The sequence below is a fragment of the Sphingomonas sp. Sphisp66 genome, from assembly GCF_047324325.1.
Taxonomy (GTDB): Bacteria; Pseudomonadota; Alphaproteobacteria; order Sphingomonadales; family Sphingomonadaceae; genus Sphingomonas.
In genome coordinates, this window is the sequence record NZ_CP168508.1 from 3,653,781 (window position 1) to 3,667,983 (window position 14,203).

The following is a 14,203-nucleotide window of genomic DNA, read 5'->3' on the forward strand; positions in this document are numbered from 1 at the left end:
CTTTTGGCTGCAATACAGGGGGAGGCACGCCGCGGATAAGTTAAGTCTCGACGCGACATACTCTTGCATACCAACTGCCAATCGTCGTCGAGCCCGAGCGTGATCGAGAAGTGGAACGCCCCGGTCCTTTCCTTCTGCCCATCCCCCGGGTGCCAAAGGCACGCCGGGCTGTCGGCGCATCTTCTCCCTCTCCCCTTCAGGGGAGAGGGCCGGGGAGAGGGGGATGTCGAGAGCACGCCGCATTCGCCCTTCTCACCAACCGTCATCCCGACGAAAGTCGGGATCTCAGGCGATGGCGCCCGCGGCGGGACAAGAGCCGCACGAGATCCCGGCTTTCGCCGGGATGACGGAAATGGTGACAACCACATGTCGTAAAAATCACCCGGTCGATCAGTAATCATCAACTAATCCATTTCTTCGATTGCATCCGGGGTGGCATCCCTTGGGCCGCAATCAGCAAGGAGCTTGGGAGATGGACGCAAAGACTGGATCGATCGACGGCGGCGGCTGTCCGATGCACGGTGCCGGCGGTGCGCGCGCGCTGCTCGGCCGCACCAACAAGGACTGGTGGCCCGAGATGCTCGCCACCGAGATCCTCAACCCCAACGGCTCCTCCAATCCGATGGGTGCCGATTTCGACTATGCCGAAGCCTTCAAGAAGCTCGATTATCCCGCGCTCAAGGCCGATCTCACCGCGCTGATGACCGACAGCCAGCCCTGGTGGCCGGCCGATTACGGGCACTACGGCCCCTTCTTCATCCGCATGGCCTGGCACGCCGCCGGCACCTATCGCACCGCCGATGGCCGCGGCGGCGCCAATAGCGGCCAGCAGCGCTTCGCCCCGCTCGACAGCTGGCCCGACAACGGCAATCTCGACAAGGCGCGCCGCCTGTTGTGGCCGATCAAGCAGAAATACGGCAAGCACATCAGCTGGGCCGACCTGTTCATCCTCGCCGGCAATGTCGCGATCGAGAGCATGGGCGGGCCGGTGTTCGGCTTCGGCGGCGGCCGCCCCGATGTCTTCGAGCCCGAGCGCGACATCTATTGGGGCTCGGAAGACAAGTGGGTCAACGAAGGCGTCCAGACCCGCATCGCCCCCGAGCATGGCTTCCATGAGATCGAAGGCCCGCTCGCCGCGATCCAGATGGGCCTGATCTACGTCAACCCGGAAGGGCCGCAGGGCAATCCGCATGACGATGCCGGCATGGCGCGCGACATGAAGGAAACCTTCGCGCGCATGGCGATGAACGACGAGGAGACCGTCGCGCTCACCGCCGGCGGCCACACCTTCGGCAAGGCGCATGGCAATGGCGACGCCTCGCTGCTCGGCGCGGCCCCTTCGGGCGCCGACCTCGTCGCGCAGGGCTTCGGCTGGGTCAGCGGCCATGAGAGCGGCGGCATTGGCGAGCATACCGTCACCAGCGGCATCGAGGGCGCCTGGACCAACACCCCGCGCGAGTGGAGCGAGAACTTCTTCCGCTTGCTGCTCGACTATGACTATGAGCTGGTACAGTCGCCGGCCGGCGCCAACCAGTGGCAGCCGATCAACCAGAAGGAAGAGGACATGGCGCCCGACGCGCATGTCCCGGGCCGCAAGGTCCCGACGATGATGACCACCGCCGACATGGCGCTCAAGCGCGATCCGGCCTATCGGGCGATCTCGGAGAAGTTCCGCGACGATCACGAGGCGTTCAAGGACGCCTTCGCCCGCGCCTGGTTCAAGCTGACCCACCGCGACATGGGGCCCAAGGTCCGTTACCTCGGGCCGGAAGTCCCCGCCGAAGACCTGATCTGGCAGGACCCGATCCCCGCCGGCACCACGCCCTCGGACGCCGACGTCGCTGCGGTTAAGGCGAAGATCGCCGGCAGCGGCCTCACCGTCAGCCAGCTGGTCAAGACCGCCTGGGCCTCGGCCAGCACCTTCCGCAAGTCGGACTTCCGTGGCGGCGCCAATGGCGCGCGCGTCGCGCTGGCCCCGCAGAAGGACTGGGAAGTCAACGAGCCCGCGATCCTCGGCAAGGTGATCGATACGCTCAACGGGCTGCGCGGCTCGCTGTCGCTGGCCGATGCCATCGTGCTCGGCGGCGTGGTCGGGCTCGAGAAGGCGATCAAGGATGCCGGGTTCGGCGTCGCGGTGCCGTTCACCGGCGGCCGCGGCGATGCGACCGCTGAGCAGACCGACGCCGAGAGCTTCGAGGTGATGGAGCCCGAGGCCGACGCCTTCCGCAACTATGTCGGCAAGAAGAAGCTGGCAGTGAAGGTCGAGGAGATGATGCTCGATCGTGCCTCGCTGCTCGGCCTCTCGGTTCCCGAGATGACCGTGCTGATCGGCGGCCTGCGCGTGCTCGGCGCCAATCACGGCGAGCGCGGCCATGGCCATTTCACCAAGCGTCCCGGCCAGCTGACCAACGACTTCTTCGTCAACCTCTACGACATGACCAATGTCTGGGCTGCCGGAGAAGGCGATGACGAATATGTCGCCACCGACCGCGCGGCAGGTCACGAGACCTGGCGTGCGACCCGCGCGGACCTGATCTTCGGCTCGAACTCGGAGCTGCGCGCGGTCGGCGAGATCTATGCCGAGAACGGCAACGAGGAGAAGTTCGTGAAGGACTTCGTCGCCGCCTGGACCAAGGTGATGAACGCGGATCGCTTCGATCTGAAGTGAGACCTTAATTCCTCCCCCAGCTCGCTGGGGGAGGGGGACCGCCGACCGAAGGTCGGTGGTGGAGGGGCGGCGGCGCAGCCGCCGTCTTCGACGGCGCCCCTCCACCATTGCTGCGCAATGGTCTCCCTCCCCGAGACAAGCTCGGGGAGGATTTTAATTGGATTGGCTTCCCCCTTCCCCGCCCCTATCCTTCCGCCATGCTCAAGCGGATCCTCATCGTCCTTGCCATCCTCGCGGTGGTGCTCATCGGCCTGTTCATCTGGGCGACCCAGCCCGACAAGGCCAAGCTCTCCGAAGCCGCGGTGACCGGCGTCGTCCCGCAACTGGGCGAGGCCCGCTACCAGGACATCCCGACAGTCCGCATCGCCAAGCCGGTCGGCTGGGCGAACGGTGCCAGGCCCACCGCGCCTGCCGGCATCTCGGTCGCCCCCTTCGCCGACAAGCTCGATCACCCGCGCTGGCTCTATCGCCTGCCCAATGGCGACGTGCTGGTCGCCGAGACCAACTCGCCCCCGCGCGAGAGCGGCGGGATCACCGGCTGGATCATGGGTATCATGCTCAATCGCGCCGGCGCCGGCGTGCCCTCGGCCAACCGCATCACCCTGCTGCGCGACACCAATGGCGACGGCGTCGCCGACCAGCGCTCGGCCTTCCTCGAAGGGCTGAACTCGCCGAGCGGCATGGCGCTGATCGGCGACTGGCTCTACGTCGCCAACACCGACGCGCTGGTGCGCTTCCCGTACAAGGCCGGCGAGACGAAGATCACCGCCAAGGCCGAGAAGATCATCGACCTGGCCGGCGGCGGCAATCACTGGGCCCGCAACATCCTCGCCTCGCCCGACGGCAAGCGCATCTATGTCGCGGTCGGCTCCTCGTCGAACATCGCCGAGAACGGGCTCGACAAGGAAGGCGACATCTACGCCGCCGACTCGCCCTTCGCCGTGGCCAAGCAGCTCGATGCCGCCAAGCGCACCCGCGCCGCAATCCTCGAGGTGGTGCCCGAGACCAAGTCCTCGCGCGTCTATGCCTGGGGCCTGCGCAACCCGAACGGCATGGCCTTCGAGCCGCACACCGGCAATCTGTGGACCGTGGTCAACGAGCGCGACATGCTCGGCTCGGACATGCCGCCCGACTATCTCACCCAGGTCGATTTCGGCGCCTTCTATGGCTGGCCGTGGAACTACTGGGGCGGGTACATCGACAAGCGCGTGACGCCCGAGCGCCCGGATCTGCGCGAATACACCAAGCGCCCTGACTTCGCGCTCGGCGCCCATACCGCCCCGCTCGGCCTTGCCTTCGCCGCCGATGCCAAGCTCGGCGGCAAGTTCGCCAATGGCGCCTTCGTCGCGCTGCACGGCTCGTGGAACCGCGAGCCGCCTTCGGGCTACAAGCTCGTCTTCGTGCCCTTCGGCGACAATGGCTACCCGCTGAAGACCGCCAAGCCGATCGACCTGCTCACCGGCTTCCTCGGCAAGGACGGCAAGACCGTGCAGGGCCGCCCGGTCGGCGTGATCACCGACGCTGGCGGCGCGCTGCTGGTGGCGGACGATGTCGGCAATGTGATCTGGCGGGTGAGCAGCACCGCAGGCGCGCCGATCGCCGGGGCGCCTGCTACTCCCGCAGCAAAATAACCCTAACTCGTCACCCCGGCCTTGTGCCGGGGTCCACCGGGAGGCAGGCACCGGGCTAGAGAGCATTGTTCAGAACGCGCGGCACCGTGGACCCCGGCACAAGGCCGGGGTGACGGCCACATCAAATTCCCCGCTTCTACGAAGCCGGAATCTGCTGGCTGATGCAGTGGAAGCTGCCGCCGCCGGTCAGGATGTGGTCGGCGCGCTGGCCGATGATCGCACGGCCGGGGAACAGCTCGGCGAGCTTGTCCACGGCGGCGACGTCATTCTCCTGGCCGTAGAGCGGCACTACTACCGCGGCATTGCCGATGTAGAAGTTCATGTAGCTTGCCGGGATGATCTCCTCATCCTCGTTGAGCACGCGGCCCGGCGAGGGGAAGCGCACCACTTCGACGCCCGCGCGCTCCGCGCGGGCCGCGGCGTCCTGGTAGATGCGCCAGTTCGGGTCGTTCTCGGCACCCTCGGGGATCAGCAACCGGTTCGGGCCGATGAAGCGGGCGAGATTGTCGACATGCCCATCGGTATGGTCGTTGAGCAGGCCGTCGCCGAGCCACAGCACCTGGGTATAGCCCAGGTCCTTCAGCAGCATCTCCTCGACATCGGCCTTGCTAAGCTGCGGGTTGCGGTTGCGGTTGAGCAGGCACTGCTCGGTGGTGACCACCAGGCCGGTGCCGTCGCCGTCGATCGCGCCGCCCTCGAGCACCCAGCTATGATCCTCGACGCGCATCTGGGCGCGCTCGGCAAGGCGGTGACCGATGTCGTCGTCCCCCTCGAGGTCGTACTTGCCGCCCCAGCCGTTGAACCGGAAGTCGTGCGCGGTGCCGTTGCCGCCGATGATCGCGGCGGTGTCGCGCAGCCAGATGTCGCCGAACGGCTCGATCACCACCTTGGCGGCATTGCCGGCGAGCAGCCTGGCGGCCTTGGCGGATTCCTCGTTGGCGGCGACCAGGATCACCTGCTCGCCCTTGCCCTCGGCGTGTACCGCCTTCGCGAAGGCGGCGACTTCGAGGCGCGCGGAGGCGAGATCGTCGAGCCAAAGTTCGGGATGGCTGGGGAAGCCGATCCACACGGCGTGGTGGTGCGCCCATTCGGGCTTGGGGGGAGGCGGAATCGTCATTCCGCCCCCATAATCCCGTTCACTGCCCGGCGCGAGACTTGTCGCGAACCGCGCGGAATTCGGCGGTCTTGTACCAGTTCGGCCAGGCCGTGCCCTCGGCGAGCTGGCGACCCAGGCCGTAATAGATGTTCAGGTCCGAGACCGCGCCGCTCCAGTCCCAGCTGGCATCATATTCGTCCTGGGGCTTGTGATAGCGGTTCCTGGTGTAATCCTCCGCCGCCTTCTTGCCCGCTTCCTTGCCGCCATTGACCAGATCGTCGCCGCTCTCGCCATAGAGCATCGGCACGCCGAGCTTGGCGAAGCTGAAATGGTCCGAGCGGTAATAGCCGCCCGCCTCGGGCCGCTCCTCGGGGACGATCACCCGGCCCTCGGCCGCGACAAAGGGCTTCACCAGATCCTCGAGCTCGGACTTGCCGGCGCCGACCAGCGTGAAATCCTTCGTCTTTCCAAGGACATTGAGCGAATCCATGTTCACCCCGCCCACCGTCTTGGCGAGCGGATAGACCGGGTTCTCGGCGTAGAACTTGCTGCCGAGCAGGCCCGATTCCTCGGCGGTGACCGCCAGGAAGACGACGCTGCGCTTGGCGGGACCGGCCTTGGCATGCGCCTCGGCCAGCGCGACGAGGCCGCCGATGCCCGAGGCGTTGTCGACCGCGCCGTTGCAGATATCGTCGCCATTGACCGCGTCGCAGCGGCCGAGATGGTCCCAATGCGCCGAATAGAGCACGACCTCGTCGGGCTTAGCGGTACCCGGCAGGATGCCGACGACGTTCTTCGAGGCCTGGCGCTTGATCGAATTATCCCAGCTGACAGAAGCCTTTACGCCGAGCGGCACCGCCTTGAAGCCCTGCTTGCCGGCCGAGGCGACGAGCGCATCGAAGTCCTTGCCGGCGGCGGCGAAGAGCTCCTTGGCCTTGTCGAGCTGCATCCAGCCGATCGCCTGGCTCTGGTCCATGTGATCGCCCGGCGTGTCCTGCTCGAGCTGCGGGCCGGTCCAGGAGGACTGGACCACGCCCCAGCCATAGGCGGCCGGGTAGGTGTCGTGGACGATGATCGCGGCCGCCGCGCCCTGCCGCGCGGCCTCCTCGTACTTGTAGACCCAGCGGCCATAGTAGGTCATCGCCTTGCCCTCGAACAAACCCTTGGTTTCGGGGGATTTATAGTCGGGGTCGTTGACCAGGATGACGACCGTCTTCCCCTTCACGTCCAGACCGGCATAGTCGTTCCAGCCGCGCTCGGGGGCGTTGATGCCGTAGCCGACAAAGACCACGTCGCTGTCCCTGACCGCGACCTTGGGGACCACCCGGTAGGTGGCGATGACCATGTCCTTGCGATAGTCGAGGCTGACCGGGGCCTTGCCGCCCGAGAAGACCAAAGGCTGGACGTTGCCGGCGGTGATCTCGACCAGCGGCACGTCCTGGGTCCACTTGCCCTTGTTGCCCGGCTTCAGCCCAGCCTTTTCAAAGCGTTGGACGATATAGGCGATCGTCTTGTCCTCGGCTGGGGTGGTCGGCGCGCGGCCCTCATAGGCGTCCGAGGAGAGCTCCTTGGTCACCTCCTTCATCGTGTCGGCCGAGATGGTCTGGGCGTTGGCCGCGGTGCCGGCGAGGAGCAGGGCGGCGGTGAGCAGGTGGCGCATGGGATCCCCTTTGCGGAACATTCGTGCGGGGATGTTGGCAAGGGTTGCGCCCGACCGCAATGCGAGGCAGCCTTGGTAGCGATAACATAGGAGGGGAAGACATGCGCTTGTGGACGCTCTGGGCGCCGATATTGGCACTCGCCCTGCCCGCGAGTGCGCAGCAGCAGGATTACACCGCCGCCAATGCCGATCGCCAGGCGATGCTCGACCGGCTGGGAATCGCGGAAATCCGTGCCGGCGCAGACGGTTTCAACCCGAACGCACCCAATGCCGCGAACTATGACGAGGCCAAAGCGGGCACCCCCGAACTTCCGCCTCTGCTGCGTACGAATGCCGGCCTCCCCGTCCGCAACAGCAAGGACTGGGACCGCCGCCGCCGCGAGATCGTCGAACTGTTCGACCGCGAGATCTATGGCCGCGTGCCGCTAACCGCCCCGAAGATAACGTGGAATCTCGTCCGCGAGGAGAAGGCGGTCGAGGCCGGGATCCCGGTGACCAAACGCTGGATCGAAGGCGCAGCGGACAACAAGGCCTGGCCGCGCGCATCCGCCACCATTGCCGTCCGCTACACCCTGCCCGAAAGAGACCGCCGGGTGCCGGTGATCCTCTCCTTCGGCTTTCCCGAGGGCTTCAAATTCCCCGGCCCGCCCCGCCCTGCCGATCCCGGCCCGCCCTATACCGAGCAGCTGCTCCGGCACGGCTTCGGCTATGCCGTGGTGGTGGCGAATTCGATCCAGGCGGACAATGGCGGGGAGTTGAAGACCGGGGTGATCGGCATCTCGCTGCAGGGGCACCCGCGCGGTCCCGAGGACTGGGGCGTGCTGCGCGCCTGGGCCTGGGGTGCGAGCCGGGCGCGCGAGGCGCTGGCTGCGGACGCGAAAGTTGACGCGCGCCGGATCGGCATCGAAGGCCTGTCGCGCTACGGCAAGGCGGCGCTGGTGGCGATGGCCTATGACCCGCAGTTCGCGATCGGGTTCGTCGGCTCCTCGGGCGCGGGCGGCGCTGCGCTGTATCGGCGGAACTTCGGCGAGCGGATGGGCAACCTCGCCGCCGGGGGCGAGTATCACTGGTTCGCCGGCAATTTCCTGAAGTACGCGGGGCCGAAGACCGAGTTCGACCTGCCGATCGACGCGCACATGCTGATCGCCCTCTCGGCGCCGCGCCCGCTGTTCCTCGGGGCGGGGACGGTCGACACGGGGGACGGCTGGGTCGATCCCAAGGGCAGCTTCCTGGCGGCGGTGGCGGCATCCCCGGCCTGGACGATCCGCGGGGCGAAGGGGCTGAGTTCCACGATATTCCCGCCGGAGCTGACGCCGGTGACCGGGGGGACGCTCGCGTTTCGGCAGCATCGCGGCGGGCACAACAACCGGGACAACTGGCCGAGCTTCATCGACTTCGCGGTGCGGGAATTGGGGCGGTGAGTTGGGCGGAGGAGCATCCCGTCGTCGTTCAGCACATCCCCTCCCTCCCGCCTCGCCCTTCGTCATCCCGACGAAAGTCGGAATCTCGTGCGGCTCTTTCCCGCCATCGCCTGAGATCCCGGCTTTCGCCGGGATGACGGTTGTGGGTCGGATGACGGTTGTGGGGTCCTTCGATACGGGCTTCGACCAGCTCAGCCCTACTCAGGATGATCGGATAGAATATAAACCCCGATCATCCTGAGTAGCCATTGAGCTTGTCGAAATGGCGTATCGAAGGAAGCCCTCACGCCCGCAGCCGCTCCGCCCCCTCCAGCGCCACGTCCTGGAGCGCCGCCAGTGCCGGGATCAGCGCGTCGCGGCGGGCTTCGGCGGTGCGGATGCCGGGCAGGTAGCGGCGCTCGAGCTTCTTGAGCCGGGCCATATCGGCGACCGTCTCGACATGGACGATCAGCTCGCCCTCGCCGTCATAGCAGGTGGCCGAGGGGATCGCCTGCTCGGCATCGCGGTAGCGGGTGCGCAGGGCATGGACCTCCGCCTCGGCGGCAATGAAGCGGTCGAGCGCGGGATCGCGGACGAGCGGCTCGAAGACCTGGGGCAGGCCCGGCGGCCAGTCGAGCGGATGCTCCTGCACCGGATCGACCGCGAAGGCTGTGCTGCCCACGCCCCAGCCGGTGAGCGGGTGCGGCGAGATGTCGGTCGGCTGGCCGGAAGGCGCACGCCACACCGCATGATGCCAGCCGAACAGCACGACGCCCGGGATCTCGACCAGCATCCAGCCGAACAGGCAGCTGCCGCCCTGCGTCCGCACCTGATCGCGCACGTTCCAGTAGCAACGGCCCTGGCGGCTGCCGGGCAACGGATAGCGCGGCACCGCGAGCGCATCGGCCGCGCCCAGCCGGGCGAGCAGCGACGGCAATGCCGGATGACCGGGATCGGCGTCCCGATGAATCAGCCCCAAATCAAGTCCCCCCGGACTCCGGCGCTGGGGGCGGGGCCTTTCCCCCAAGACCCCGCCCCGCGCGCTTCATGAGCCCCCCCGATGTCCGCCGGGCAAGACGGACGAAGATGCGATGCGCGACCTTGTTATTTTGCCGGGAGGCTATCGCGATGCGTGGTGCGCGGGCAGTGGGGGCGCCGCCATTTTGGGTCGGGCTGGCGGGGATGGCGGGGGGATTCCGCCAGATTGAGTAGATTTTGTGGAAAGGCGGCGGCGCGCCTTTCCGTCATCCCGGCGAAAGCCGGGATCTCAGGCGATGGCGCGGGGAAGGAGCCGCCTGAGATCCCGACTTTCGTCGGGATGACGATGGCAGGTCGGGATGATGATGAAGATCCTCCCTCGCAGCGCAGCTGCGGGGGAGGGGGACCGCGACGCGCAGCGTCGTGGTGGAGGGGGCTTTACGGCAGCCCTTGTAGACCCCTCCACCACCGCCTTCGGCGGCGGTCCCCCTCCCCCGGAAACGCCGTTTCCGGGGGAGGAATTTCAGCGCCCGCACCGCACGTAGATCGGGTTGCCGACCAGCAGGAGCTTGCCGTCCTGGGTCGTCACGTTGACCGCGATCCAGCCGCAGGCCGCCTTGCGGTCGAGATGGAAGGTGACGGCCGGCGCCAGCGGGAGCGACTGAGCCTCGGTGCCGTTGGCGATCAGCACGGCCTTGCCCGCATCGACGCCGGCGATCGTCGCGGTGACGTCCAGCTTTGCGCCCGGCGCGAGCGTCTCGCCCATCAGGGCGCGGGTGCGGCCCGAGACGGCCTCCACATCGAGCACGCGGGTGCGCGTGCCCTCGACATCGACAAAGACTCGGCCGGCGCGGATGCCGGCGAGGATCGCGGGGGTAGAAAGCGCCTCGGCATGGACGACGGTGGTCGGGCGGCCGATGCCGGCACGGCCGGCTTCCGCATCGGGATTGTGGTTGTCGCTGCCGCCCACGCCGGTGAGGCGGTGGCCGGCATTCAGCTGCTTGTACCAGAAGCCGATGCCCGAGAGCGGCGTGTTGACCGTGTTGGCGTTGATCGCCTCGATCGCGGTGATGCCGTTCCAGTCGGTGTCGGGCCAGACCCAGCCACAGCCCATGCAGGCCTCGCCCGAGGGCAGGCCGGGATGGTTGATCGAGAGGATCGCGCCGGCCTCTGCGACGGCCTTCTCGACCGCGGCGACATTGGGGACGCCCGGCGTGCCGATGCGGAAATCGACCCAGCGGGTGAGCCCGATCGCATTGGCATGGCCGCCAAAGGTGGTGACCTCGGTACCCGGGATCAGCAGGATGTTGTCGAAATACGGCTGGAGCTCGCGCAGCCCGCCGAAATGCGAGACGGTATTGTGATCGGTGACCGCGACGAAATCGAGGCCGGCATTCGCCGCGGCATCGACGGTGCGGAACAGCGGGCACGGGATCTTCTTGCCCGTCTTGCTCTTGCAGCTGCCGTCCGAATGGGCGTCGTGCATGTGCAGGTCGCCGCGGAACCAGCCGGGGGCGGCGTTGATCGGCGCGTCGGCGATGGCCGCGCTGGCGTTGCGGACGGTGCCGCGGTCGAGGAAGATCTCGACCCTGTAGGGGCTGTGCGCGTCCTTGCGGGCATTGGGCACGCCGAACTGGACGTGCCAGCGGCCGGCGGGCAGCGCACCGGGGAGATAGCCGGGCGAGGCGTCGCTGGCGGAAAGGGTGAAGCGGTCGCGCGTGCCGCCGCTCCAGCCGCGGAAGCGCTGGGGATCGAACACGCCGAGATCGACGACGGTCTTGTTCGCCTTGTCATAGGTCAGGCGCACGGTGATCCGCTCGGTGCCTTCCGGCACGTCGAAGGGGATCTGCTTGTAGGTCTCATGATCGGCGCCGGTGATCTCGCCGGTGGCGACCTGGTCCGCCTGCTGGGCGTGCGCGGGAGTCTGGAGGAGGAGAAGGGCCAGCGCGGGCAGGAGGCGGAGCATTTGGGGGGGGCCTCAACAAATCCCCCTCCCTGAAAGGGAGGGGTTAGGGGTGGGTCGATATACGCGATACGGCTGCGAGCAGGCGGAGGGTCGGCAGTATCGCCTGGCCCCTACCCACCCCTAGCCCCTCCCTTCCAGGGAGGGGAGCCTGAGGGCGGATGGGAGCTTGGCCGTCAGAACGAGAAGTCCACGGCGAAGCGGATGTTGCGGCCGACGATCGGGCGGCCGATGAACAGCAGGTCGTTGGCCTGGCCGCTGGTCAGCTCGCCGGCGCGCGGATTGCCTTCGGTGAGGCCGAGCGCGTTGGTGAGGTTGTCGCCATAGGCCCAGAGGCGGATGTTCTTCGTGGCGCGCACGCTGATGCTGGCGTTGATCACCGTATAGGCCGGCAGCTTCGAGATATTGGCCGCATCGGCATAGCGGTCGCTGTAATGCTCGACGTCCATCTGCGCGCGCAGGCGACCGTCGAACAGGGTGACCGCCGGGGTGGCACGCAGCGCGATCCTGGGGACGCGGAGCAGCTGGTTGCCCGAATAGTCGCGCGGGACCAGCGTGGCGACGCCGCCGACCGTGGTGCTCTCGTTATAGCGCAGGTTGCGGAAAGTCGGGTTCTGCCAGGTCGCCTGGACAGTGAGGTCGAACCACTTGGCCGGACGGATCACGCCTTCGAACTCGACGCCGTAGGCGCGCGTGTCGGTATAGACGGTCTGCTGGATCACGCCGCTGGCCGGCGGCGGGGCGAAGACGAAATTGCCGATCGAATAGGAGTCGAAATCGGTGAGGAAGCCGGTGGCATAGACGCTGACCAGCGGGGTCGAGAGCTTGAGCCCGCCTTCCCACATGTCGATGCCCTGGATCACCGGCGTCGCGGTGGCGCTGGTGATGAAGCTGCCGACGCTCGGCATGCGGAAGGCATGGGTGTAGCGGGCGAAGGCGCCGCCGATCTTCGCGAACTGCCAGTCGATGCCGGCGGTGTAGCCGACATCGTCGAACTTGCGGTTGAAGTTGGTGTAGATGCCGTTGCCGGTCAGCACCTGATCGTCGGCCAGGGTGGTGGCGTCGCCGAGATTGACCGTCTTCTGGCCTTCCTGCGCGCCGCGGGCCTTCATCCGCTCCCAGCGGATGCCGCCGTCGATGCGCAAGGTCGGGGTGATCTGCCACTCGTCCGAGGCATAGAGCGCGATCGTGGTCTGGCTGCCGGTGCCGTTGGCGAATTCCGAGCCGTAGCGGGCGACGCCGTTCTTGGTCAGCGAGCCGACGACATTGCCGGCGGCGTTGACCGCGACGACATCGAGCAGGCGGGAATTGTTGGAGACGTCCTGCACCGTCGAGGCCGAGTAGCGGCTGAAGGTCTCGTCGATGTTCGCATAGTAGAAGCCGACCGCGAAATCATGCGTGCCGGCCGCCTCGAACTTGTGGGCGATGCGAAAGTCGTTGAGGAACTCGCGCTCCCAGACGGTGACGGGACGGGCGGCGTTGATGAAGATGTCGCCATTGCCGTTCTGGTTGGCCGTGTTGAACGCCTGGCCATTGTCGGCATAGCGGATCTGCACGTCGGTCGCGCCCGGGAAGGCGGCGAGCAGGGCGGCGCGGTTGCTGGCGAGGAACGAGGCGGCGGTGGCGACCGAGGTCGGGTAGACGCCGTTGCGGACCGTGTAGCTGTCGCGGTAGCGCATGCCGTTGGTGAGCTTCCAGCCCGGCGCGAACTCGTAATCGGTGAGGATCGAGCCCTGGTCGAGGCGGATGTCGGTGCCCTTGGTGTTGTCGAAATCGACCAGGCCGGTGGCGCTCTTGAGCGTCAGATGGGCCGAGGCGGGGCTGGCGGTGGTGCCGTAATGCGGATCGAAGCCGGGCAGGCCGACCACGTCGCCGTTGCGGTCCTTGGTCAGCGGGATGCCGGTGTAGAAGATCGCATTGTCGTCGAGGTGCTTGTAGCTGAAGGTCAGCGAGCCGCCGTCGAATTCCTTGACGAGGTCGGCGCGGACCTGGCCGCCCTTGTTGCCGGTGAAGCCGGGATCGCGGACGCCCTGCTCGCTGCGGTAGAAGCCGCCGACGCCGAGCTTGAGGCCGTCGCCGAGGGGCGCGCCGATCCAGCCGTCGAAGCGGTAGAGCTCGGCGGTGGGGCCGTAGAGGACGCGGGCATTGCCGGTGAGCGAGTCGCCGGCGCGGCGGGTGATGTAGTTGACCACGCCGCCGGGGGCGTTCGAGTAGAAGACCGAGGACGGGCCACCGCGAACGACTTCGATCCGGTCGATCGATTCGTCGAGGCGGAAGGCCTGGTCGGCGTTGAGATAGCCGAGCGCGGGATCGTGCTGCACGGGCAGGCCGTCCTCGAGCAGGTTGATCGAGCCGAAGCCGTCCACGGGGATGCCGCGGGCGCGGACATTGCCCGAGCCCTCGCCGCCCGAGGCCTCGACCCAGAAGCCGGGGACCGACTTGAGCGTCTCGGTCACGCTCGACGGCGCGCGCGAACGGATCATGTCGTTCGAGAGGGTGGTGACGGCGTAGCTGGTGTCGAGCTTGGTGCGCTCGCCGGCGCCGGCGCGGCCGGTGACGACGATCTCCTCGTCGGGCGTGTCGGTGGCAGCGGCGGTGGCGGTCGCCTCCTGCGCCTGGGCGAGCGCGGGGGCGCTGGCGGTCAGCAGGAGGGCGGCGAAGCTGGTGCGCGTCAGCGTGCGGCTGATCTGCATGGATAATCCCCTTGGTCGGATAGGCAGCGAAGGACTGCTCAAGGGCGCCGCTAGGCCGGGGATGTTGCGATGTGGCGGCAGGGCCGAGACGCCGGAGTGACGCCTGGCTTGCGA

General features: G+C 67.5%; 8 protein-coding genes. 3 read left to right on the forward strand and 5 right to left on the reverse strand.

The genetic code is table 11. The annotated features are described in order from the left end of the window. The first annotated feature begins 472 nt into the window (after window positions 1-472). Complete coding sequence (gene katG, locus ACEN8G_RS16490) at window positions 473-2,668, forward strand: catalase/peroxidase HPI (RefSeq protein ID WP_413418283.1); 2,196 nt, start codon at window positions 473-475, stop codon at window positions 2,666-2,668. 197 nt (window positions 2,669-2,865) lie between these two features. After that, window positions 2,866-4,299 carry a PQQ-dependent sugar dehydrogenase gene (locus tag ACEN8G_RS16495; protein ID WP_413418281.1) on the forward strand — a complete coding sequence of 478 codons (1,434 nt, stop codon included), beginning with the start codon at window positions 2,866-2,868 and terminating at the stop codon, window positions 4,297-4,299. Window positions 4,300-4,435: 136 nt separating this feature from the next. Here the strand turns inward: ACEN8G_RS16495 and ACEN8G_RS16500 are convergent, their stop codons facing one another. Together ACEN8G_RS16500 and ACEN8G_RS16505 are read right to left on the reverse strand one after the other, a co-directional pair. After that, window positions 4,436-5,416, reverse strand: coding sequence for an agmatine deiminase family protein (locus tag ACEN8G_RS16500; protein WP_413418279.1), 981 nt, complete (start codon window positions 5,414-5,416; stop codon window positions 4,436-4,438). A 19-nt stretch (window positions 5,417-5,435) separates the two neighbouring features. Then, window positions 5,436-7,055, reverse strand: coding sequence for a M28 family metallopeptidase (locus ACEN8G_RS16505; protein ID WP_413418277.1), 1,620 nt, complete (start codon window positions 7,053-7,055; stop codon window positions 5,436-5,438). A gap of 101 nt (window positions 7,056-7,156) precedes the next feature. Between ACEN8G_RS16505 and ACEN8G_RS16510 the strand changes: the two genes are divergently transcribed. Beyond that, window positions 7,157-8,476 carry an alpha/beta hydrolase family protein gene (locus ACEN8G_RS16510; protein WP_413418275.1) on the forward strand — a complete coding sequence of 440 codons (1,320 nt, stop codon included), beginning with the start codon at window positions 7,157-7,159 and terminating at the stop codon, window positions 8,474-8,476. Window positions 8,477-8,759: 283 nt separating this feature from the next. Here the strand turns inward: ACEN8G_RS16510 and ACEN8G_RS16515 are convergent, their stop codons facing one another. The 3 genes from ACEN8G_RS16515 to ACEN8G_RS16525 all read right to left on the reverse strand — a co-directional run bounded on the left by ACEN8G_RS16515 (window position 8,760) and on the right by ACEN8G_RS16525 (window position 14,089). Further along, window positions 8,760-9,434 (reverse strand): hypothetical protein, encoded by a 675-nt coding sequence (locus ACEN8G_RS16515; RefSeq protein ID WP_413418273.1) that lies wholly within the window; start codon window positions 9,432-9,434, stop codon window positions 8,760-8,762. A gap of 522 nt (window positions 9,435-9,956) precedes the next feature. Further along, entirely contained in the window at window positions 9,957-11,399 is a 1,443-nt protein-coding gene (locus ACEN8G_RS16520) for a CehA/McbA family metallohydrolase (protein WP_413740625.1), read from the reverse strand. Between the two features lie 173 nt (window positions 11,400-11,572). Then, window positions 11,573-14,089: a TonB-dependent receptor gene (locus ACEN8G_RS16525; RefSeq protein WP_413417893.1), complete on the reverse strand. Its 2,517-nt coding sequence runs from the start codon at window positions 14,087-14,089 to the stop codon at window positions 11,573-11,575. Window positions 14,090-14,203: the final 114 nt, after the last annotated feature.

What these genes read in the sequence shown, in the direction of transcription:
- ACEN8G_RS16500 (WP_413418279.1), bottom strand. Translation starts at nt 5,416, where the DNA reads ATGACGATTCCGCCTCCCCCCAAGCCCGAATGGGCGCACCACCACGCC.
- ACEN8G_RS16525 (WP_413417893.1), bottom strand. Translation starts at nt 14,089, where the DNA reads ATGCAGATCAGCCGCACGCTGACGCGCACCAGCTTCGCCGCCCTCCTG.
- ACEN8G_RS16510 (WP_413418275.1), top strand. Translation starts at nt 7,157, where the DNA reads ATGCGCTTGTGGACGCTCTGGGCGCCGATATTGGCACTCGCCCTGCCC.
- ACEN8G_RS16520 (WP_413740625.1), bottom strand. Translation starts at nt 11,399, where the DNA reads ATGCTCCGCCTCCTGCCCGCGCTGGCCCTTCTCCTCCTCCAGACTCCC.
- ACEN8G_RS16505 (WP_413418277.1), bottom strand. Translation starts at nt 7,055, where the DNA reads ATGCGCCACCTGCTCACCGCCGCCCTGCTCCTCGCCGGCACCGCGGCC.
- katG (WP_413418283.1), top strand. Translation starts at nt 473, where the DNA reads ATGGACGCAAAGACTGGATCGATCGACGGCGGCGGCTGTCCGATGCAC.
- ACEN8G_RS16495 (WP_413418281.1), top strand. Translation starts at nt 2,866, where the DNA reads ATGCTCAAGCGGATCCTCATCGTCCTTGCCATCCTCGCGGTGGTGCTC.